The organism is Roseovarius sp. CAU 1744, from assembly GCF_039839345.1.
Lineage (GTDB): Bacteria > Pseudomonadota > Alphaproteobacteria > Rhodobacterales > Rhodobacteraceae > Roseovarius.
On the sequence record NZ_JBDOQV010000006.1, the window covers coordinates 246,605 to 267,965 of the forward strand.

At 61.8% G+C, this 21,361-nt stretch carries 22 protein-coding genes and 1 riboswitch; of the genes, 7 read left to right on the forward strand and 15 right to left on the reverse strand.

All coding sequences use genetic code 11. From position 1 onward, the window contains the following. Positions 1-39: 39 nt before the first annotated feature. A riboswitch (TPP riboswitch) is annotated at positions 40-160 on the reverse strand. A gap of 605 nt (positions 161-765) precedes the next feature. The 6 genes from AAFO92_RS14090 (at position 766) to AAFO92_RS14115 (ending at position 6,452) form a co-directional block, all read left to right on the forward strand. Beyond that, entirely contained in the window at positions 766-1,860 is a 1,095-nt protein-coding gene (locus tag AAFO92_RS14090; RefSeq protein ID WP_347536179.1) for a TRAP transporter substrate-binding protein, read from the forward strand. An 81-nt stretch (positions 1,861-1,941) separates the two neighbouring features. Then, positions 1,942-2,535 (forward strand): TRAP transporter small permease subunit, encoded by a 594-nt coding sequence (locus AAFO92_RS14095; RefSeq protein ID WP_347536181.1) that lies wholly within the window; start codon positions 1,942-1,944, stop codon positions 2,533-2,535. 42 nt (positions 2,536-2,577) lie between these two features. Beyond that, complete coding sequence (locus AAFO92_RS14100; RefSeq protein WP_347536183.1) at positions 2,578-3,942, forward strand: TRAP transporter large permease subunit; 1,365 nt, start codon at positions 2,578-2,580, stop codon at positions 3,940-3,942. Further along, positions 3,939-5,282 (forward strand): amidase, encoded by a 1,344-nt coding sequence (locus tag AAFO92_RS14105; RefSeq protein ID WP_347536185.1) that lies wholly within the window; start codon positions 3,939-3,941, stop codon positions 5,280-5,282. Before AAFO92_RS14100 ends, AAFO92_RS14105 begins: the two co-directional genes overlap by 4 nt. Before the next feature lie 12 nt (positions 5,283-5,294). After that, complete coding sequence (locus AAFO92_RS14110; RefSeq protein ID WP_347536187.1) at positions 5,295-5,492, forward strand: hypothetical protein; 198 nt, start codon at positions 5,295-5,297, stop codon at positions 5,490-5,492. Further along, complete coding sequence (locus tag AAFO92_RS14115) at positions 5,493-6,452, forward strand: D-glycerate dehydrogenase (RefSeq protein ID WP_347536189.1); 960 nt, start codon at positions 5,493-5,495, stop codon at positions 6,450-6,452. It begins immediately after the preceding gene. A 79-nt stretch (positions 6,453-6,531) separates the two neighbouring features. Here the strand turns inward: AAFO92_RS14115 and AAFO92_RS14120 are convergent, their stop codons facing one another. The 8 genes from AAFO92_RS14120 to AAFO92_RS14155 form a co-directional block, all read right to left on the reverse strand. Continuing rightward, entirely contained in the window at positions 6,532-7,254 is a 723-nt protein-coding gene (locus tag AAFO92_RS14120; RefSeq protein ID WP_347536190.1) for a haloacid dehalogenase type II, read from the reverse strand. Positions 7,255-7,475: 221 nt separating this feature from the next. Further along, positions 7,476-8,102, reverse strand: a complete 627-nt coding sequence (locus tag AAFO92_RS14125) for a LysE family translocator (protein WP_347536191.1) — start codon at positions 8,100-8,102, stop codon at positions 7,476-7,478. 35 nt (positions 8,103-8,137) lie between these two features. Next, positions 8,138-8,746 carry a class I SAM-dependent methyltransferase gene (locus tag AAFO92_RS14130; RefSeq protein ID WP_347536192.1) on the reverse strand — a complete coding sequence of 203 codons (609 nt, stop codon included), beginning with the start codon at positions 8,744-8,746 and terminating at the stop codon, positions 8,138-8,140. Positions 8,747-8,880: 134 nt separating this feature from the next. Then, positions 8,881-9,501, reverse strand: coding sequence for a glutathione transferase GstA (gstA, locus tag AAFO92_RS14135; protein ID WP_347536193.1), 621 nt, complete (start codon positions 9,499-9,501; stop codon positions 8,881-8,883). Beyond that, entirely contained in the window at positions 9,498-9,902 is a 405-nt protein-coding gene (locus tag AAFO92_RS14140; protein WP_347536194.1) for a hypothetical protein, read from the reverse strand. The genes gstA and AAFO92_RS14140 overlap by 4 nt, the downstream gene beginning before the upstream one ends. Before the next feature lie 301 nt (positions 9,903-10,203). After that, positions 10,204-11,421, reverse strand: coding sequence for an NAD(P)/FAD-dependent oxidoreductase (locus AAFO92_RS14145; RefSeq protein WP_347536195.1), 1,218 nt, complete (start codon positions 11,419-11,421; stop codon positions 10,204-10,206). A gap of 21 nt (positions 11,422-11,442) precedes the next feature. After that, positions 11,443-11,643 (reverse strand): hypothetical protein, encoded by a 201-nt coding sequence (locus AAFO92_RS14150; RefSeq protein WP_347536196.1) that lies wholly within the window; start codon positions 11,641-11,643, stop codon positions 11,443-11,445. Between the two features lie 27 nt (positions 11,644-11,670). Further along, complete coding sequence (locus tag AAFO92_RS14155) at positions 11,671-12,753, reverse strand: methyltransferase domain-containing protein (protein WP_347536198.1); 1,083 nt, start codon at positions 12,751-12,753, stop codon at positions 11,671-11,673. 117 nt (positions 12,754-12,870) lie between these two features. Between AAFO92_RS14155 and AAFO92_RS14160 the strand changes: the two genes are divergently transcribed. Next, complete coding sequence (locus AAFO92_RS14160) at positions 12,871-13,881, forward strand: helix-turn-helix domain-containing protein (RefSeq protein WP_347536200.1); 1,011 nt, start codon at positions 12,871-12,873, stop codon at positions 13,879-13,881. A 99-nt stretch (positions 13,882-13,980) separates the two neighbouring features. Here the strand turns inward: AAFO92_RS14160 and AAFO92_RS14165 are convergent, their stop codons facing one another. The 7 genes from AAFO92_RS14165 to AAFO92_RS14195 all read right to left on the reverse strand — a co-directional run bounded on the left by AAFO92_RS14165 (position 13,981) and on the right by AAFO92_RS14195 (position 21,178). After that, positions 13,981-15,018, reverse strand: a complete 1,038-nt coding sequence (locus tag AAFO92_RS14165) for a zinc-dependent alcohol dehydrogenase family protein (protein WP_347536202.1) — start codon at positions 15,016-15,018, stop codon at positions 13,981-13,983. Positions 15,019-15,224: 206 nt separating this feature from the next. Further along, positions 15,225-15,611 (reverse strand): Na+/H+ antiporter subunit G, encoded by a 387-nt coding sequence (locus AAFO92_RS14170; RefSeq protein WP_347536203.1) that lies wholly within the window; start codon positions 15,609-15,611, stop codon positions 15,225-15,227. Beyond that, entirely contained in the window at positions 15,608-15,895 is a 288-nt protein-coding gene (locus AAFO92_RS14175) for a K+/H+ antiporter subunit F (protein ID WP_347536205.1), read from the reverse strand. Before AAFO92_RS14175 ends, AAFO92_RS14170 begins: the two co-directional genes overlap by 4 nt. Beyond that, positions 15,892-16,392, reverse strand: a complete 501-nt coding sequence (locus AAFO92_RS14180) for a Na+/H+ antiporter subunit E (RefSeq protein WP_347536207.1) — start codon at positions 16,390-16,392, stop codon at positions 15,892-15,894. Before AAFO92_RS14180 ends, AAFO92_RS14175 begins: the two co-directional genes overlap by 4 nt. 1 nt (position 16,393) lies before the next feature. After that, a complete protein-coding gene (locus tag AAFO92_RS14185) occupies positions 16,394-17,935 on the reverse strand; it encodes a monovalent cation/H+ antiporter subunit D (protein ID WP_347536209.1) in 1,542 nt (513 codons plus the stop codon). Continuing rightward, positions 17,932-18,294 carry a Na+/H+ antiporter subunit C gene (locus AAFO92_RS14190; protein ID WP_347536211.1) on the reverse strand — a complete coding sequence of 121 codons (363 nt, stop codon included), beginning with the start codon at positions 18,292-18,294 and terminating at the stop codon, positions 17,932-17,934. The genes AAFO92_RS14185 and AAFO92_RS14190 overlap by 4 nt, the downstream gene beginning before the upstream one ends. Position 18,295: 1 nt before the next feature. Continuing rightward, complete coding sequence (locus AAFO92_RS14195; RefSeq protein WP_347536213.1) at positions 18,296-21,178, reverse strand: monovalent cation/H+ antiporter subunit A; 2,883 nt, start codon at positions 21,176-21,178, stop codon at positions 18,296-18,298. Positions 21,179-21,361: the final 183 nt, after the last annotated feature.

Here is a 21,361-nt window from a genome sequence, read left to right on the forward strand (position 1 = left end):
CGAAACGCGCCTTCTGTTCTGGTTGCACGGGCCGGTTGTGGCGATGCAACCTTAGCTTCCTACGCCAGTGTCAGCTGGGTCAGGTTCAAAGGGTCGCGTCACCGGGTTTTCACCCATTCAGCCTCTCAGTCCCTTGGGCGGGACTCCCCTGCGTAGATCCGCGATAGTGCGTCACGGCCCGCTTGTAAAGAGCAGGCAGGCGGTCATCCGCGCCGTCGCAGCGAATGGGCGCCTGATCCGCTTTGCGGGCGTCAGAATGGGGTTGGATCAAGGTCAGCTTGCGGACTTGGAATTCACCTGATGAGATTGACTGGGTTACCCCTCAATCGCCCCAAGGCTCTGGGCTGATGATCCCGGTACCTGCACCCAATGCATGCAATTCGCGGTCCGACGCATTGCGGGGGAAAGGCATCATCCCGCAGTTTTTGCAGGTTATTATCCGTACCGGGTCGGCATATTCCAATGCGGCCCTGCACTGCAGCATTTCCATGCCGATCGTGACAAAGAAAAGAGGCCAAATCCGCACTCGCAAGTCAGGAGAATAGCCGACCTTTGGGTAATTGGTAAGTTTCACTATCCAATTTTTCTGTACTTAGAACAATCCGCGGCTTAGAAATAACGAGGGGGGAGAGTGTCCGAAGCTGATTGTGCTAGCAATCCTGCAATTCGCAAACGGACTCCCGAACCTGGTGCATCGATGAATATCGTTCGCATCTGATCTTTCTGTTGCGCCACGGAGCAGCGGATAAAAAACTGGGAGGAAACATGACAAAATCACTGAATCGCAGGAAATTCCTGCGCGGCTCGGCACTTGCGGGGGCTGGTGCGCTCGCGACGCCGGCCATCGCACAGAACGATGGCGTTACTCTGAAGATGCAGGCGGCCTGGGGCGGCGGCATCTTTCTGGAAAACGCGCAATCCTATGTGAACCGCGTCAACGAAATGTCCGGTGGCGCATTGACGATTGACCTTCTGCCGGTCAACTCGGTCGTCAAGACCAGCCAGATGCAGGATGCGGTGCATCGCGGCGTTCTGGATGCGGCACACTATGTGCCGGCCTACTGGTATTCAAAATCCAAGGCTGCATCGCTCTTCGGAACCGGCCCCTGCTTCGGCTGGTCCAGCCAGGAAGTGCTGGGCTGGGTCCACTACGGCGGCGGACAGGAACTGTTTGACGAACTGATGGCCAGCCTGGGACTGAACGTCGTGTCGTTCTTCAACTCGCCAATGCCCGCGCAGCCACTGGGCTGGTTCAAGGAAGAGATCACCGATGCCAGTCAGATGTCGGGCCTCAAGTACCGGACCGTTGGTTTGGCGGCAGACGTTCTGCTGGAGATGGGCATGTCGGTGGTTCAATTGCCCGGCGGGGAAATCCAGCCGGCGATGAAATCGGGGCTCATCGATGCGGCCGAGTTCAACAACCCGACCTCGGATCGGGACTTTGGCATGCAGGATGTGTCCAAGCACTACCACCTGGCCTCGTTCCACCAGTCGCAGGAGTTCTTCGAGTGCACTTTCAACAAACAGAAGTACGACAGCCTGGCGCCTGAGTTGCAGGCCATTCTGAAATACGCGTCCGAGGCCGAAAACTCGAACTTCTACTGGCACAACACGAAACGCTACGCGGATGACCTGACCACCCTGCGGGACGAGCAGGGCGTGAATGTCTACCGCACGCCCGACAGCGTGATGGCGGAACAGCTGAAGGCGTGGGACATCGTGATTGATCGGATTTCGGCGGAAGATGCCTTCTTTGCCAAGGTCGTCGACAGCCAGAAGGCCTATGCCGAAAACGTGATGAACTACCTCAACCTGAACCAGCCTGACTACAAGCTGGCCTACAAGCACTACTTTGGCTGATCACGGTTAAGGTCCAAAGATCGTCCGGGGACCGCCTTGCGCGGCCCCCGTTGACCGGCAGGGCAATCCCGGGGGGTAACGGTGGTTAAATTCATCCATATGATAGAGGGGCTCAGCCAGTGGGTCGGAAAGGCCTTTGGCTGGTGCATCCTGATCCTGACCCTGTCGGTCAGCTATGAGGTTTTCGTGCGCTACGTGCTGAACGCGCCGACGGTCTGGGCCTTTGACATGATGGTGCAGATGTACGGGGCGCTGTTCCTGATGGCCGGGCCCTATGCGCTGGCGCAGGACGCCCACGTGCGGGGTGACGTACTGTACCGGCTATTCCCCGTGCGCTGGCAGGCACGCGTCGATTTCATCCTCTATATCCTCTTCTTCTTCCCCGGCATGATGGCCCTGTTCTGGTACGGCTGGGAAATCGCCGCCGACAGCTGGCGCTACAAGGAAGTGAGCTGGAACAGCCCGGCACGCATCCAGATCTATTTCTTCAAGACGCTCATCCCGGTCGCCGGTTTCCTGCTGATGCTGCAGGGCGTGGCCGAGATGATGCGCTGCTGGCTGGCGATGCGCTCGGGCCAGTGGCTCGAACGGCTGGATGACGTTCACGAGACCGAAGACATGCTGATGCACATGGACGAAACCGCGATCCCCGTGCCGCTACCAGATGACAAGTAAACCGGCATTGCCCGAAACCACGACAAGAAAGAGGCCCTGCCGATGACTGATCCCCAAGTCGCCATTCTGATGCTCAGCCTGTTCATCGTCCTGGTCCTGCTGGGCTTTCCCATCGCCTTCACCCTGCTCGCCATGGGCGTGGGATTTGGTTATTACGCCTATTTTCAGGGCCTGCCCGACAGCTTCGCGGGCATTTTCGACAACAACATCTTCTATCTGTTGAACCAGAACACCTACTCGGTGATGGAAAACGACACGTTGGTCGCCATCCCGCTCTTTCTGTTCATGGGCTACGTGGTGGAACGCGCCAATATCGTCGACCGGCTGTTTTTCTCGCTCTACATGGCCGCGCGCAATCTGCCGGGCAGCCTTGCAATCGCGGCGCTGCTGACCTGTGCGGTGTTCTCAACCGCCTCGGGCATCGTCGGCGCCGTGGTCACGCTGATGGGGCTACTGGCCTATCCGGCGATGGCAAATGCCAATTACAACAAGAGTTTCGCCTCCGGCGTGATTTGTGCAGGCGGTACGCTGGGCATCCTTATTCCGCCTTCGATCATGCTGATCGTCTATGCGGCCATTGCCGAGCTATCGCCTCTGCGGCTCTATGCGGCGGCGGTCTTTCCGGGTCTGCTATTGGCAGGGCTATATATCGTCTACGTAATGATCCGCACCATGCTGAACCCCTCGATCGCCCCCAAACCGAAGCAGGAGGACATTCCGCCAGTGTCGAAGATCTACCTGGATCTGCTGGTCAGCTTCGTGCCGCTGACGGTGCTGATCATGCTGGTCCTGGGCTCGATCCTGGGCGGGCTGGCCACACCGGCCGAGGCTGCGGCGATGGGTGCGCTCGGCGGGCTGGTGCTGGCAATGCTTTACCGCTCGCTCACCTGGCAGAAGGTGAAGGAAAGCGTGTTTCTGACCGCCAAGGCGACGGCGATGGTGTGCTGGCTTTTCGTAGGCTCCTGGACCTTTGCCAGTGTCTTCAGTTTCCTCGGCGGGCATGACGTGATCGAACACTGGTTCCTGGCAATGAACCTGGAGCCCTGGCAGTTCCTGATTCTGGCGCAGCTGATCATCTTCCTGTTGGGCTGGCCCCTGGAATGGTCCGAGATCCTGATCATATTCGTGCCCATCTTCCTGCCGATGCTGGATACTTTCGGGGTCAACCCTTATTTCTTCGCCATGCTGGTTGCGCTGAACCTGCAGACCTCGTTCCTGACGCCACCGATGGCGATGTCGGCCTATTACCTCAAGGGCGTACTCAAAAGTAAGATTGAACTCATCGAGATCTTCAAGGGTCTGATGCCGTATCTGGCGATCGTGATCCTGTGCATGGTGCTGATGTACCAGTTCCCCGGCATCGCGCTCTGGTTCCCGGATTATCTCTTTGGCGAGTACATTCCGTGATACAGGACGATCTGACCCGACTGAGCGCCGTCGACGCCGCCCGGGCCATCCGCGACGGGCGGATCAGTTCGGCCGCACTGGTGCAGGCCTGTCTTGACCGGATTGCCAAGACCGACGGCCAGATCAGGGCCTGGGCGCAGCTCGATCAGGACATCGCGCTCGCGCAGGCGCACGAGATGGACCGCATTCGCAAATCGGGCAAGGCCACCGGCGCGCTGCACGGTGTACCCGTTGGGCTCAAGGACATCATAGACACCCGGTTTCTGCCGACCGAATGCGGATCGCCAGTCTTTGCCGGGCGCCAGGCCGAGGCGAATGCGTTGATCGTCGACCGGTTGCGTGAGGCCGGTGCGGTCATCTTGGGCAAGACCACGACGGCGGAGCTTGCGTATCTGCACCCGACCCACACCACCAATCCGCATAACGCGGCGCATACGCCGGGGGGCTCATCCAGCGGGTCGGCGGCGGCGGTGGCGGCCGGTCATGTCCCGCTTGCGGTGGGCACCCAGACCGGTGGATCGGTCATCCGGCCGGCCTCGTTCTGCGGCACTTACGGGTTGAAGCCCACGCGCGGGATGATCTCGCGCAGCGGATTGTTGCGCACCTCGGGTTCGCTGGATCAGGTGGGTGTCTTCGCCAACACACTCGAAGATATGGGCCTTCTGACCGATGTGCTCAGCGGGTTTGACGCCGCCGACCCGGCAAGTTTCGCGCGGCCGCGCCCGTCATTGCTGGAAGGTGCCCGATCCGACCCGCCGGTCGCGCCCGACATCGCCTGGTTCGACATGCCTTATCACGACCGATTGTCGGAAGATGCCCGCGACGGGCTGGACGCGGTGATCGAAGCACTTGGCGCCCGTGTCGAGCGTTTTGACGCGGCGCCCCAGCTTGCCGGTCTGACCGATGTCCACAAGACGATCTACGATTATGAGATTGCCCGCCAGATGGAACAACTGGTCGCCGATCATGGCGCGACGATCAGTTCGGAAATGCGCGCGGCCGTCAGGCGCGGACTGGCCATTGGCGAGGACCAGTATCAGGATGCCCTCGCCGTCAAGGAGACTGCCGATGCCTTCTTTGTCGAACATTTCAATGATTTCGATGCTATCATGGCACCATCGGCCAGCGGTGAGGCGCTTGCGCTGTCGGAAGGTAATACCGGTGACGCGATCTATTGCACGATCTGGACGCTTGCGGGCCTGCCATGCCTGACCCTGCCGCTGCTGGTCGGATCGACCGGTCTGCCGATCGGTGTTCAGCTGATTGGCGCGGCCGAGGAAGATGACCGCCTGATGCGCACGGCAGCCTGGATGCTGCGCAGTCTTGCCGAAGAGAAATAGAAAGGAACGCCCATGTCCCGTTTGGTTACCGTGATTGTCGCCGCCATCGGCACCGCGCTGATGATGACCTTCGTCATCGGCCTGTCGCACTCGATCTCAACCGGTTTCGCCGGCTTCAAGGGTGGGCTTCCGTTCATGGTAATTGCAATTTTCGTCATCGCCCTGGCACTTTTCGACTTTTGGCAGGAAGCAATCCGGAAAGACAAGTAGATGGCGCGCCCGACCATCTGGATACCCCGCCGCCTTTCCGACGCCACGTTGGAACGCGCCCAGGCCACCTATGAATGCGTCATCAACTGGGAGGATGGCCTGAGCAGCGCCGATGACATCGTGGCAATGAGCGCGCAGGTCGACGGGATCATCCCGTGCCACTCAGAGCTGTTCACGGCCGAGGTGGCGGCACGGCTTGATCCAAGATTGAAAATCATCGCCAATCACTCGGTCGGCGTTGACCATTGCGACCTTCCCGCGCTCAGATCGCGCGGCATTGCCGTCACCAACACGCCCGATGTGCTGTCGGACGCCACCGCCGAGATTGCCATGCTGCTGATGCTGGGCGCGGCCCGGCGCGCCGTCGAAGGCGATCGGTTGGTGCGCACCGGTGCCTGGAACTTCTGGTCACCCAGTTTCATGGTCGGCAAACAGGTCACTGGCGCCCGTCTCGGGATCATCGGCATGGGCCGGGTGGGCCGCGCATTTGCCGACAAGGCCCGTGGCTTCGGAATGGATATCCATTACTATAACCGTACCCGCCTGAACCCTGACCAAGAACAAGGTGCCACCTATTGCGACAGTATCGAAAGCCTGTTGCCCGTGGCGGATTTCCTGTCGCTGCATTGCCCTTCCACCCCGGAAACCGAGGGGTTGATGAATGCCCAACGCTTTGACCAATTGCCCGACGGAGCGGTGTTCGTGAATACAGCGCGGGGTGCTTTGGTTGATGAAACAGCGATGCTCGGTGCTCTTGAAACCGGCAAACTGTCCGCAGCCGGCCTGGATTGCTTTGCCTCCGAGCCTGGCGGAAACCCTGAATTTGCGGATCGGGAAAACATCTTCATGCTACCCCATATCGGCAGCGCGACGCGCAAGACCCGCGATGCCATGGGGTTTCGCGCGCTCGACAATCTGGACGCGTTTTTCCGGGGCGACGTGCCAAAAGATCTGCTGTGACGCGTGTTGCGTGCCACGCTGCGAACCGGATCGTGGAAGCTCTTGAACCTGTCAGGAAATATGGCCGCCACCCGGTGTGTTAGCCAGCCAACTCTGCCTGATGGGCCGCTACCATATCCTTCATGCTGGTGAACCGGAAATCATATGTCGGCATTTCACCGGGGTTCATCGTGGCGCCAAAACCTTCCTTGTCGTGACGGCGGTAGATCCAGCAATTGGCCAGTCCGAATTTGTTGGCCGGCGCATGATCGTGAAACATGCTTTCGGCCGTGTGCAGAATTTCGTGTTTCTGAATGCCCTGGCGCGCCAGCGTTTCCAGCATGTAGTCGAAATTTCGGTCAGTTGGCTTGTAGCTGCCGATATCCTCGGCGGTATAAACGCCATCGAAATGGACGCCCAACCGCGCGTTCGATCCCTGGAAACTGAGGTTGTCGGTGTTGGTCAGAACGACAAGTCGGTAATGTTGCTTGAGATATGCCAGCGCCTCGCGGCTGTCGTCGAAAGCGGGCCACTGCCGCACCGATAGGCCATAAGCCTGGCACTCTTCCCATGTCACCTCGACGCCCCATTCCTCGGCAAGGCGGCGATACACGACAGGCAACAGTTCGAAATACTTTTTGGACGGGGTCCACCGTTGCGTGGTCGATTCGTAATATGCATGCGCCTCCAGGATGTCGTCACGGGTCAGTGCGCGGCTGACCTTGTCCGTCAGGGGCTTCAAGCCGGTGACCATGCCGGTTTCCCAGTCGATCAACGTACCGTAGACGTCAAATGTCAGCGCTTTGAAGTCGGACAGTTTCATGACGTTATCCTTCTGTCTTCGGCAACGCGGGGGGCGATCAACAGGTTCACCTCACTCTCCGAGATAGAACTCGGCGTTGCAAGGCCGATCACGTCATTGGCGAAGGCGCAGACATCAGAAGAAAGATGATATGCCGGGTGGACCAGACCCGGAAGCCTCGCGGAATCCGCGTATTGCAATTGCGCGACCGGTATCCGAAGACTGATACTCGATTGCGCCGCTCAGCGTTCCTGAAACGCCAGCCGTATTCCCAGTGCACAATAGATGCTGCCGACCACTTTCGATTGCCAGCGCTGGACACATGGATTTCGCCGGAGAAACCGGCCGACACGGCCTGCGGCAAGCGCGATGGTCAACGTGGCCAGCGTCCCCATGAACACGAAGAGCAGACCAAAAACCGTCAACTGGCCGGCGATCCGTCCAAGTGCCGGATCGACAAATTGCGGCAGGAAGGCAAGAAAGAACATCGCGGATTTCGGGTTCAGTATCTCGGCAAGACACGCCTGACGAAACGCCTGGCGCACGGTGATCGGTGCGCCCGGTGCCTGGGTCGTGCGCAGGCGGCCTTCGAACAAGGAGCGCAGGCCGATATAGATCAGGTATCCGGCGCCCAGCAGCTTGATGATCGTGAACGCCTGTGCGGATGCCAGCAGGATCGCTGAAATTCCAGCGACGGCCATCAACGTGTGGAACAGGTCACCCAGCCCGATCCCAAGGCTTGTCGCAATGCCCACGCGGGTGCCGGAAGTCGAGGACCGCGTGAGTGTCAGAAGGATCGACGGACCGGGAAAGAAGACAAAACCGGTCAGCACGGCGATATAGGTGAGCAAGGTCGACAATTCGGGCAACAGATACGTCCTTTCTGCTGGATTTGGTGGTGCAATCAAGGCCCCGGTCGTGTGCAGATCCAACACCGATACCACAGGCTTCGGAAAATCTCACGTGGCAGTGAAAACCCCGCCTCAGCGAACAGTTCAGCCGTGCGGGCCACAGAGATCACCGGCAAGCGCGATACCGCGTCGCGTTCGATGCGGGCCACATCAGCCGCGACGCCAGCCTGACGTGCAGTAGCCATATAGGCCGGGGTCAGGGCTTGGATTTCCGCGTCCCCGTCGCAACACACATCCGCGTGGAGCAGCACGCCGCCCGGCGCAAGATGCCGGTACAGCTTGGACAGATAGTCTGATTTTGCGCCGTCATCGCCAAGATTGTGCATGACCAAAAGCGACGTCGCAAAATCGAAGGGCAGCGCGGATGGCAGTTCGCGCATGGTTCCGCCGAAGAAATTGATCCGGTCGGAGGCTCCGGTTCGTTCGGCGATCCGTTTCGCCGCGCTCAGACCTTCATTCGATGGATCGACCGCGGTGATATCAAGGGCTTTGGCCGCGGCGCCCAGTGCTTCGATTTCGCGCCCGCCGCCGGCGCCGGCGATCAACACCCGGCTGCCATTCACGGCTTGGTCCGCGATCAGGGCGGAAACCAGCCGGTACATGCCATCCAGCCCCGGGATGGCACGTTGCAATTCCCGGTAGGTCGCGTCCCGATCAGCCCGGTATTTCCCTGAGCAGGTCATTGATTTCGCCGTTCTCCAACGTTGTCGCCCATGCCTGACGCAAATTTGCGACCTCAACCGCCTGGGCGCAGATCTGTAAGGCCCTCCCGGGTCAGGGATTGTTCGACCGCCGGGCGCGCCCTAACCGCCTCGAAATGCCTGTGAAGCGCGGGCCAGTCAGAAACGGTCAGTTCCTGATCTTTCAACCAGCGGCAAACAGTGAACAGGTAGACATCGGCCAGCGAGTAATCATCCGCCATCAGATACCGGTGCGTGCTCAAGTGACGATCGACAACGGCAAGCCGGCGCGCCAGGTGGTCCCTGCCCGGCTTCAGGAACGCCGCGGGTGTGGTCGGCCGAAAGAGCGGGCTGAAGCTTTTGTGAATCTCGGTCGCAACGAAGTTCAGCCATTCAAGGGCCCGCAAACGCCGCAGACCCGACGCGGGCAACAGGCCGGCATTGGGTGCCTGGCCATCGACGAATTGCAGGATCACCGGTACTTCGGTCAGCACCTCGCCATCCTCCAGCACCAGCGCCGGGACGTAACCCTTGGGGCTGACCGCATGATAATCGCAACCGCATTCAGTCTGCCTTGTCCGATAGTCAACCTCGACCAGGGTGAATTCCAGCCCGGCCTCACGAAGGGCAATATGGGGCGCCAGTGAGCAGGCGCCGGGCATGTAATAGAGTTTCACTCCGCCACCTGCCCCGGCAGCATCTCCTGACCGCGTTCCAGCGCCACCAGCACCAGGTCATACGGGCCGCCGTTCACTTCCTCCATCTTGTGTCCACGACCGCTCAGGTCAGCCGCCACAAACTGATCGCCTGGCGACAGCACACGCGTATCGCCATCGCTGGTTTCGATGCGGACCGATCCTGTCAGTACGGTGCCCAGCACCGGCGCAGGCGCGCAATGCCATTCGTCCCGGTAACCGGCGGGATGGTGCATCATCAAGACGCCGGTCGCGCGCAATGTGTCGGTAACACTGTACCCGGCGGGTGAGGGTGGCGTGAAATCGCCGTCAAAAAGTTGCCAGCCGTGATCGGTCAGATAAGAATGCCCGTCTTTTCCGGTGCTTATACGTATGTATTTCATGTTTATGGCTCCGTGTTTGAAGCTGGCCGCAAATGTTTCGGGTGTGGCCGGACGCACGTACACTCGGCTCCGGCCACGTGTGTTGAAGCCGGGCGCATGGCCGTGACCATCCGCGCCGCCCGGATCTTCTTGCGCAATCTAGCACAGCGCGCCGCAAACTTCGCCGATGAGCCACGACATCCGACCAGGTTCCGGCGGTCCAGTGGCGTCGTCGACGCTTCGGCTTGGGAATGCACCCGGCAAGCGCGGCAAGCACGCGGGCCGGATTTGCCAGCCCCGCGTGATACGCCTTTCGCGGACATCAGACCGGGGTGGCGTCGCTATCGGCCGGCGTCATGCGCCCCGGCGCGGTATGCAATGGCTGCGCACCGGTTTTCGCAATTGCCGTATCCGAGACGACGCCGGCAACAATACGATCCGCGGCGATCCGCGCGGCGTCGAAATAACCGGTAAAGATCGGCCGGAAGCCTGTGAACCACAATGTCGGGTTTTGCGGGTCACGCTCGCCCATCGGGTGTTTCGGCATCCCGGCACCGTCCAACACACCAAGGTGGTCAAGCAGCGGAGAGAGCCCAGTGCGATAGCCGGTGGCCGCGATCACGACATCGGGTTTGCACATGCGCCCCCCGGCCAGGTGCACATGCGCCTTGTCGAACCGTTCGACCCGGGGGACAACCCGGAACCGCCCGGCCTTCAGCGCCGCCACGAACCCATCGTCGAGCGCGAAAGTGACACCATCACGCAGCATCCGGGTACCGCCGCCATCGGGATGGCTTGGCAACCCAAAACGCCGCAGGTTGCCAAGGAACAGCCGCTCGGTCAGTTTGAACGCCGGGTCAAGCGCACCTGCAGGCAACGCCGCAAAGAGCGGCGCCAGCCGGTGCATCGGAAAACCGCCTACCCGCGTCGGCAATACCGCCGGTCCATAGCGGACCGACACCTGAACTTCTGCCGGATTGTTCCGCGCCAGGTGGTTGAGCACGTCGGTGCCGGAATTGCCCGCCCCCACGACAAGCACATTTTTTCCGTCGAACCGGGCAACATCGCCAAGATCGGCGGCATGCAACAGCTCTCCGCCGAACTGCTCCCGCCCCGGCCAGTCCGGCAAATAGGCCACGCGATCCCGGCCGGTGGCGATCACCACATGGGCGGCGGCATATGTGCCGGAAGTGGCAGTCACCTGCCAGCCGGACGCAGATTTGGCTATGCCGGTAACCTTGGCCCCGAAATGGATCGGCACGTTCAGCCGGTCAGCATAATGTTCCAGATGCGCAATTACCGTGTCGCGTTTCAGGAACGCGCCATCGGCGCGCGGCGCGTCCTGGCCCGGCAGACGGGCGAAACGGCGGTGAATATTGAGCCGCAGCGCGGGATGGCGCTTGCGCCACGGCTCTGCGACCCGGTCGCCGGCGTCGAGAATGGTCAGCGGAACGCCCTGCCGGGCAAGCGCCCGCGCACAGGCAAGGCCCGAAAGCCCGGCACCGATTATCAGGACCGGGGCCACGTTGGACGGTTTCATGGTTTTTCCTCTTCGATCATGTCAGAATTTGGGGGATGGAAACTCTACGGCGCGCGGCGAGGCACGCTCGTCCAGCCCGATGTCGCGCAGCAGGCGCTCCGGCAAGAGCGACAGCGCGATGGCCTCCTGTCGCCTTCTCCGCTTTTCCCGTCGGCGTCCGGCCCATTGCCGCAGGCTGTCGCGCAGGCGCCGCGGGTTCCGCAATTTGGCTGCATATTTCATACGGTTTCCTTTCTCGGTCCGGCCCGTTCAGACGCGGGCCACGTAATATGCGTTGATCGGATCATGCGGCAGGAGATGCGTCTTGACCGATGCAAAACCGGTGGCGGCAAGGTATTCCTCGGCCGTTTCCACGCCCCACATCGCCCCCAGGCCAGGGCCGCCCTGACCGATCGAGATCGGCGTGCAGTGCATGGATGAGATCGTGTAGAGCAGCGGCGCGAAAGGCTTGCCGATATTCTTCTCCAGATCGCGCGATCCGCCGATATCCTGCATGAGGAACACGCCACCGTCATGCAGCGACCGATGGATCAGCGCCAGGAAGCCCTTTGGATCCGCCTGATCGTGAACAGCGTCGAAGGCGGTAACCAGATCGAACCGGCCGACCTTTTGCGCAGACGATAGATCACGGACTTCGAACCGAAGGTTGTCGATTCCCGCCGCGCGCGCTTCGCGCTCCGTTGCGGCGAATGCGTCGGCACAGAGATCGAAACCGGTGAAGCGGCTTTTCGGAAACGCCTGCGCAAGGCGCAGCATCGCCCGCCCGGCACCACAGCCGAAATCGGCCACGTCGATCCCGGCCTGCAGGCGCGCGATCAGGTCCGGGACGACCGGCAAGATCCCGTCGACCAGATTTGCCACGACAAGCTGGGCGCTGCCTTCGGCCATGACCTCGTGAAAGCGGTCGAAATGCCCGTAGCAGAGGCCCTCGCCGGTCTTGAACCGGTCGAGCATCTCGTCCTCGACCGACGCGGCGACCCCGATGAACTGGGTCGTGACGGCCATGTTGTTCGGGCTGGCCGCGCGGGTCAGGAAGGCGGCGTGTTCAGGCGGCAGCGTATAGCTGCCCGGCTCCGGGCTGTAGTCGACGATACCGGAGGTCACCATGACACCCAGCCATTCGCGCAGGTAGCGTTCGTTGACCTTCGCCTTTTCCGCCAACGCGGCGGAAGTCAGGCCCGGATTGGCCGCCAGCGCATCGAACAGCCCGGCACGGTGGCCAAGTGAGGTCATGATCGCCAGCGCCGCCTCGTTCAGTGTGCCAGTGAAACGCTGGGCAAAGGCGTCGGCCTTCGCATCGTTGAATACGGAAACTTGATGTTGAACGGTCATTATCCACTCCTTGAATTAAATCCGTCGCCAGGGATGGACTGACACGGCGGACCGCGATAGAAGTGAACTAGACTGAACCGGTGATTATCGGACGCAAATCAGGCGCAGAGATATGACATGACCATCAAAACGGTTGTTATAGGATCGCAATTTGCCGGCACCTCGGTCTTGTTCTCGATCCTCGACATATTGGCGTCCGTCGGGCGCGACTGGGAAATGCTGCACGGCCTGCCCGCGGTGGAACCCGCGTTCGACGTTAGCCTGAGAACAGCCGATGGCGCGCCCTACTGGGACATCAACGGGCGCAAGATCACGCCCGATGCAACGCTGGCGGAAGCACCCGAACCTGACCTGATCATCGTACCTGACCTGCATTTCGACCCCAATGGCGGTCTCCCGGCCGAGTTCGTCCCGCTGGCCGGCTGGCTTGGCAACGCCCATGCGAACGGCGCCATCATCACCTCGGTCTGCTCCGGGGCGGTGCTTCTTGGCGTGGCCGGGCTGCTGGACGGGAAAGAGGCCACGACACATTGGGGCTTTGCGGACATGCTCGGCCGGAATTTTCCGCGCATCAAGGTTTGCCGCGAACGTATCCTCGTGCCCGCGGGCGAAGGTCACCGCGTCGTCACCGCGGGTGGGGCCTCGGCCTGGGAAGATCTGATGCTTTATCTGATCGCGCGGTTCGCCGGCGCCGAGACCGCCCGCAGGATCGCGAAGATCTACCTGATCCAGCCACATAGCGACAGCCAGCTGACCTATGCCTCTTTGACTGCCGGGCGGCAACATGACGACCAGTTGGTGGCCGAGGCGCAGATCTGGGCCGCGCAGAACTATCACGTGCCAAGCCCGGTTTCGGCCATGGCCGACCGCAGCCATCTGACCGAGCGCGGTTTTCACCGTCGTTTCAAGAAGGCAACCGGCCAGGCGCCAGCGGACTACGTCCAGACCCTGCGCGTCGAGGAAGCCAAGCAATTGCTGGAAACAACCGACCTGCCGATCGAGGACATAGCCGCCGAGGTCGGCTATTCCGAACCCTCCAGCTTCCGCTCGGCCTTCCGCAGGCGCGTTGGGCTATCGGCATCTGTCTATCGCAGGAAATGGCGTGGGCTGGCCCCGGTAAAGGCTTGAATTAGCGAGGCCGCGACCCGGCACCTGTCCTTGCCCGACCACGCTGGCCATTGCGCCCCCCACATGTCCGCCGCCCGGATGCGGATAAAGGGCCGTCGTTCAGAAACGTGTAATCACGGTCGCGCCGACAGATTGGAACTTGTCCATGTTCATCAGGGCTTCCGGCGCCTCGGCAAGGCTGATCTGATCCCCGACAAGCCGCGCCGGCGAGAGCTTGCCGCTCTCGACCATGTCCAGCATCGCCCCGTAGCGATGCGCCTGCATCCCGTGGGAGCCCAGGATTTCCAGCTCCTGACCGATGACCTTGGCCATGGGCACCTGCGGGGTCGCGTGATCCCCCAGCATCAACCCGACCTGGACATGCTTGCCCCTTGGACGCAGGTTCAGGATCGAGTTGCCGCACGTCACCGGGTGACCAAGCGCATCCAGTGACACATGCGCCCCGCCCTTGGTGGTCTCGATCACGGTTTCGGCCACGTCTGCGGATGTTGCGTTGATGGCCGTCACCGCCCCCAGTTCCCTGGCCAGTGCCAGCTTGGCGTCGTCGATATCGACGGCAATCACATTGGCGCCGACCGCGTTGGCGATCATTACCGCCGACAGGCCCACACCGCCGCACCCATGAACCGCCACCCACTGCCCGGCAGAAGCCCTGCCCTGATCGACCACCGCGCGGAAGGATGTCGCAAAGCGACAGCCCAGGCTGGCGGCGGTTGCGAAATCCATCGTCTCCGGCAGGGAAACAAGGTTCAGGTCCGCCTGATGAATGCCGACATATTCGGCGAAACTGCCCCAGTGGGTGAAACCCGGTTGCTGCTGATGCAGGCATACCTGCTGCTGCCCCGCGTGGCATTCCGGACAGGATCCGCAGCCGCAGATAAAGGGCACGGTCACCCGGTCGCCGATTTTCCAGTTCCGCACGTCCTTGCCCACGGCCTCGACGATGCCGGCAAGTTCGTGACCGGGGATATGAGGCAGGTCGATGTCGCTGTCATGCCCCATCCAGCCGTGCCAGTCGCTGCGGCACACCCCGGTCGCCTCGACCTTGAGAACGACACCATGCGGCGCAGGCACAGGGTCATCGACGGTGACAACTTTCGGGGCTGCCTGGAACTTCTCGAACAGGACGGCTTTCATGGGGCTAACCTTTCGGTCTGTGGAATAAATCCGGACGATCCTAGCATCTGGTCAGGAAATGAACATGCTAATTTGAACCGCCGCGAAACCGGGGCCTGGCGTCATGGCCTTTGTTCGCAACAGGTGCTTGGAACCTGTTCAGGCCGCGGCGACGCACCGCCTGTCGGCCCGGCCCGGTCTCAGATCAGGATCTCTGCCCGATACCGTCAGTTCTGGGATTCGGCCAGCACCCGATCCTCTTCGGGCACGTCCAGGGTTGACCAGGTGCCGTCACGCGGCGGGGATGGCGGGGTATCGCAGGAACGACGGTGAATGTTCACCTTGCCGATGAAATTTGCCGAGATCGGCGCCGTCACGAACAGAAACGCCATGATCAGCAATTCATGCAACGAGCCATCACCGTAGACATACGAATGAATCATCGACGCCAGCAAGAGCGACCCTACCCCTACCGTCCCCACCTTGGTCGGGGCGTGCAGCCGGGTCATGGAATCGTTGAACTTGAGCAAGCCGATCGAGCCGACCAGGGAAAAGATCGCGCCGACCAGCAGGCAGAGTGCAATGGCGATAGTGCCAAGAACGTCCGGGGTCATTCGATGATATCCCCCCTCAGCACGAAACGGGCATAGGACACCGTCGACACGAAACCCAGCATCGCGATGATAAGCGATGCCTCGAAATAGATCCCGGTGCCGTGGGCGATCCCCAGCAGGACGATAAGGCCGATGGCGTTGACCACCATCGTGTCCAGCGCCAGTATCCGGTCGCCCGTATCCGGCCCGATGATCAGGCGGATCATGGCCATGATCTGTGCCACACCGATCGCGGCGAATGCCGCGATCAGCGCCCAATTCATGAGATCAGAAGCAAGGTTCATACGAAAATCCCCTTCAGGCGGCGTTCGTAGCGGTCTTTGATCTGGTCGCGCACGGCATCGGGATCATCCGTATCCAGCGCATGGACCAGCAGGCTGTGCCCTTCGTCCGACAGGTCCGCCGAGACCGTTCCCGGCGTCAGCGTGATCGTCCCCGCCAGCACGGTGATCGCCTCGGGCTGGACCAGATCCAGCGGCACCACCACCCACGCCGGGCGAAGCTTGGAATTCGGGCGTGTCAGCACGATCCAGGCAACCTGCACATTGGCGACTAGAATGTCCCACATCACGATCACCGTGTAGGACATCATCCGAAACGCCCGGATACCATGCGGCCTGTCCGGCCACCACACCGCGGTGGCACGCGGGATGATGATCCCCAGGATCAGCCCAAACACCACCATCCCGGCGCTTACCTCGTTTTGCAGCAACACCCAGACCACCGCCAACAGCAGCGTCAGGAACGGGTGCGGCAGCAGCCAGTGAAAGAGCTTGACCATGTCAGTGTCCCTCCTTCGGAGTGCTGAGTTTTCCGGGCGTGTCGAGCACGGTGGAGATATAGCGATCAGGCGCAAATAGCTGCGCCGAAAGCGCGTTCATATAGGCGTGGACCTGCCCGGCGAAAACCGTGTGCGCGACCAGCAGCGCGATCAACCCGCCGACCGCCACATAGGACAGGATCGCAGGCCGGGGCGCCCGGATGGTTTCTTCGGGATGCGGGATGCTCTGGGATTTCCAGAAAACCGTGCTGCCGGCCCGCGCAAACCCCACCACGCTGATCAGGCTGGCGCTGAGGATCACCGCCCATGTCCAGACCACCAGCGGTGAGGTGAAAGCCGCATCAAGGATCAGCAACTTGCCCACGAAGCCCGACAACGGCGGCAAGCCGGTCATCGCAATGGCGCCGACAAAGAACAGCCCCGCCGTCATCGCGGCACCCGATACCGGCGGCAGCGCGCTGAGCTGCAGGCTGTCGCGCCCGGCGCGCGCCAGATCGACGATCAGGAACAGTGCGGCGGCGGCCAGCGTGGAATGCACGATGTAATAAAGCGCCGCGGCAATCCCTTCGGGGGTGAACAGCGAAATGGAAACCATCACCATCCCCATCGACCCGATCACCGCGAAGGCCACCAACCGGTCCAGCTGCCGCACGGCCAGGACACCGATCATCCCGATCGCGAGCGAGATCAGCGCCGCCGGCAGCAGCCACACCCCCTGCAGGCCCGCCGTGACCTCCAGATCCGGTGGAAAGATCATCGTGTAGACACGTATGATCGCATAGGCGCCCACCTTGGTCATGATCGCGAAGAGGGCCGCAACAGGGGCCGGCGCCTCGGCATAGCTCGACGGCAGCCAGAAATGCAAAGGCACCACCGCCGCTTTGATCGCAAAGACCAGCAACAGCAGCACAGCCGCCACGCGAATGCCCACGCTGGCCTGCGGATCGATCAGCGTGACCCGCTGCGCAAGGTCCGCCATGTTCAGCGTTCCGGTTTCGGCATAGATCGAGCCGAGGGCAAAGAGGAAAAGCGTCGACCCCAGAAGGTTGAAGAGCACGTATTGCACCCCTGCCCTGAGCCGCACGGTACCGCCGGAATGGATCATCAGCCCGTAGGAGGCGATCAGCAGGACCTCGAAGAACACAAAAAGGTTGAAGAGGTCGCCGGTCAGAAACGCGCCCATGATGCCCATCAACTGGAACTGGAACAGCGCGTGGAAATGCCGCCCCCGATCATCCCAGCCGGAACCGATGGCAAAAAGCAGCACGAAGAGCGCAAGCACCGCCGTCAGCAGGATCATCATCGTGGACAGCCTGTCGCCGACAACGACGATGCCGAAGGGTGCGGCCCAGTCGCTGAGCCGATAAAGCGTCACCGTCCCGTCCGAGGCCTGCCAGGCCAGACCCGCCGTGATCGCGATCAGCGCCGAGACGCCGGCGACCGAGAATACCCGCTGAATACCGATGTGATAGCGCGCGGCCAGCACGATGAACGGCGCCAGGATCGCGGGCAGCACCACCGGCATGATGATCCAATGGGTCATGTCACATCCTCCGGCACGGGTTCGGGCTCGCCCGGCGGGGTCTGGTCGTCGACGTGATCCGCGCCCGCGCCCAGATAGGCGCCCAGCGCGATCATCACGATCACCGCGGTCATGCCAAAGGAAATCACGATTGCCGTCAGCACCAGCGCCTGCGGCAACGGGTCGGTATAGTCACTTACGCCCTTGACCAGGATCGGCGACGCCCCGACCGTCAGCCGCCCCGAGGCGAAGAGGAACACATTGACCGCATAGGTCAGCAGCGACATGCCCAGGATCACCGGGAAGGTGCGCAGGCGCAGCACCAGATAGAGCCCGGCGGCGGTCATGACGCCGATCGCGGAGGCAACGAGCAGTTCCATCCTACACCTCCCCCGTGGCTGGATTTTGCAACGGGTCGGCATCCTCATCCCGTGACGGGTCGATATCCATCGGATGCTCGCTATCCTTCACATGGGCACGCCGCGCGAGCCTCGAGAAGCTGTCCAGCGACAGCATGACCGCGCCCACCACGGCCAGGAACACGCCCAGATCAAAGGCCGCAGCGGTTGCCAGCTCGAACTTGTGGAACGGCGGAATGCGATAATAGGCGAAGTCCGAGGTAAGGAAAGGTTTGCCCACGAACCAGGAGCCGATGCCGGTCAGCCCCGCCACCAGAACCCCCGTTCCGATGATACCGTGATACGGATAGCGCAGCCGCGCCGTCGCCCAGCTGTAACCGCTGGCCATGTACTGCATCACCACGCCGATCGACACGACAAGCCCGGCGATGAAGCCTCCGCCCGGTTCGTTGTGACCGCGCAGGAAGATGTAGAACCCTACCAGCAGCACCACCGGCATCATCACCCGGGTCAGGACGACCATCATCATCGGGTGCATGTCGCCGGCGCGCGGCTGATCCGGCTTGCGGTTGAGAAGCCGCGCCCGGACAGGACCGGACAGCAGGGTTTCGGTCAGGGCATAGATCAGCAGCGCGGCGATCCCCAGGACGATGATCTCGCCAAAGGTGTCGAAGCCCCGGAAATCGACCAGGATCACGTTGACCACATTTGTGCCGCCCCCGCCCTTGTAGGAATTGGCCAGGTGGAATTCCGAGATCGACGGCGACACGAAATCGCGCAGGAGGTAGTGCAGGGACAGCGCGGCCGCCGCCACCCCGCCCGCGATGGCGATCGCCCCGTCGCGCGTGCGCCGCAGGACCGAGCTTTCGACCGGCGTCCGGTTGGGCAGGAAGTTCAGCGCCAGCAACAGGAGGATGGCGGTGACAACCTCGACCGTGATCTGGGTCATCGCCAGATCCGGCGCGCTGAAATACACGAAGCCGATCGACACCATGAGGCCCACGATCCCGATCAGGATCAGAGACAGGAGCCGGTTGCGATGCAGGAAAACCATCCCGCCGGTGGCCGCGACCAGCATCACCCAGCCGGCAATCGGCACCACCCCGGCGGGCTGCATGGCGCGGGTCATCGCACCCACCGCCCCGGTGCCATAGGCGTGAACCCCGGCGGCGATCACCGTGATGGCCATGATCGCGCCATAGCGGCTGAAGGCGCCGTCATGCAGCGGGTGGATCAGGCCGCGCGCCAGCGCCACGGCACCCGCGATTACGCCCTTCTCGAAAATAGTCTTGGCCTCGGGGCGCGGCGTGGCATCCCAAAGCCGCAACGCCGGCCGGTAGGCGGCCAGCAACAGCAGCCCGCCCACCACGGCGGCGATCGACATGTAGAGCGCCGGCACCAGCCCGTGCCAGATTTTCAGGTGCGCCTTGGGCATTTCGGCCGCTCCGCCGATCACCGCTTCGGTGACCATCCGCACGTAGGGTTCAGCCAGGAACGGCGCGACGCCGATCACCACGACCAGAACCACCAGGATGGCGGGCGGCAGCCACATGCCCGGACCCGGATCATGCGGCTTGGACGGGTAATCATCGCGCACCGGACCCAGGAAAACGTGGCTGATGTAGCGGAAACAGTAGGCGGCAGAAAACAGCGACCCCACCAGCGCCAGCGCCGGCACCAGCCAGTAGGAGCCGAACAGCTTGGTGTGCAGCGCCTCCTCCAGCATCATTTCCTTCGACAGGAACCCGTTGAGCAGCGGAATGCCCGCCATCGACAGCGCCCCCAGCGTGGCAATCGCGAACGTCACCGGCATCAGCGCCCTCAGCCCGCCCAGCCGGCGGATGTCGCGGGTATGGGCCTCGTGGTCAATGATCCCGGCGGACATGAAGAGCGCGCATTTGAAAGTGGCGTGGTTCAGGATGTGAAACACCGCCGCCATCGCGCCAAAGGCCGTGCCCGTGCCCAGAAGCATGGTGATAAGCCCCAGGTGGCTGACCGTCGAAAAGGCAAGCAGCGCCTTGAGATCATGTTTGAACAGCGCAATCACCGCCCCCAGCACCATCGTCACCAGCCCGGCGGTGGTGACGATCATGAACCATTCCGGCGTGCCCGACAGCACCGGCCACATCCGCGCCATCAGGAAGATCCCGGCCTTCACCATCGTGGCAGAATGCAGATAGGCCGACACCGGTGTTGGCGCGGCCATCGCGTGCGGCAACCAGAAATGGAACGGGAACTGCGCCGATTTGGTGAAACAGCCCAGCAGGATCAGCAGCAGCGCGGGCGTGTAAAGCGGCGATGCCTGGATCAGATCGCGGTTCTGCAGGATCACGCTCAGGTCATAGCTGCCCGCGATCTGCCCCAGGATCAGCATCCCGCCAACCATCGCCAACCCGCCCATGCCAGTCACGGCCAGCGCCATGCGCGCGCCCTGGCGCCCCTCGGGCAGATGCTTCCAATAGCCGATCAGCAGGAAGGACGACAGCGATGTCAGCTCCCAGAAAACCAGCAGAAGCAGGATGTTGTCACTCAGGACGATCCCGACCATCGCCCCCTGAAAGAGCAGCAGATAGGTAAAGAACTCGCCCATGTTGTCGTCGCGCGACAGGTAATGGCGGCCATAGGTGATGATCAGCATCCCGATGCCCAGGATCAGGCTGGCAAAGAAGAACCCCAGCCCGTCCAGCATAAGCGTGAAGTTCAGCCCCAATGCCGGCAGCCAATCCACACGCGCCATCACCACATCGCCCGCTATCACCGCGGGCAGGTTCGTCAGCAAGCCGACAAAGGCGGCCAGAGAGACGATGAAGGTCACACCGGCACAGGCCTGCCGCCCAGCAGAGTTCATCAGGCCCGGAAGAAGCGCGCCCAAGAACGGCAAGGCGACGATAAGAAAGAGTGTCACATAACCCCCTGATCCAAGAAATCAACGCATTCTCTGAGTTCGATGCTTGTCGTAAGCTAGCCTACGTACCGAACAAATAAACAATTAAACGCCGCGATTCGAAAGCACCCATTTCAGAAGTAGCGGTTTACGGCGCCGGTCCGAGGCGGTCAGCACCCGCCGATCGGCTTGGGCGAACGGACC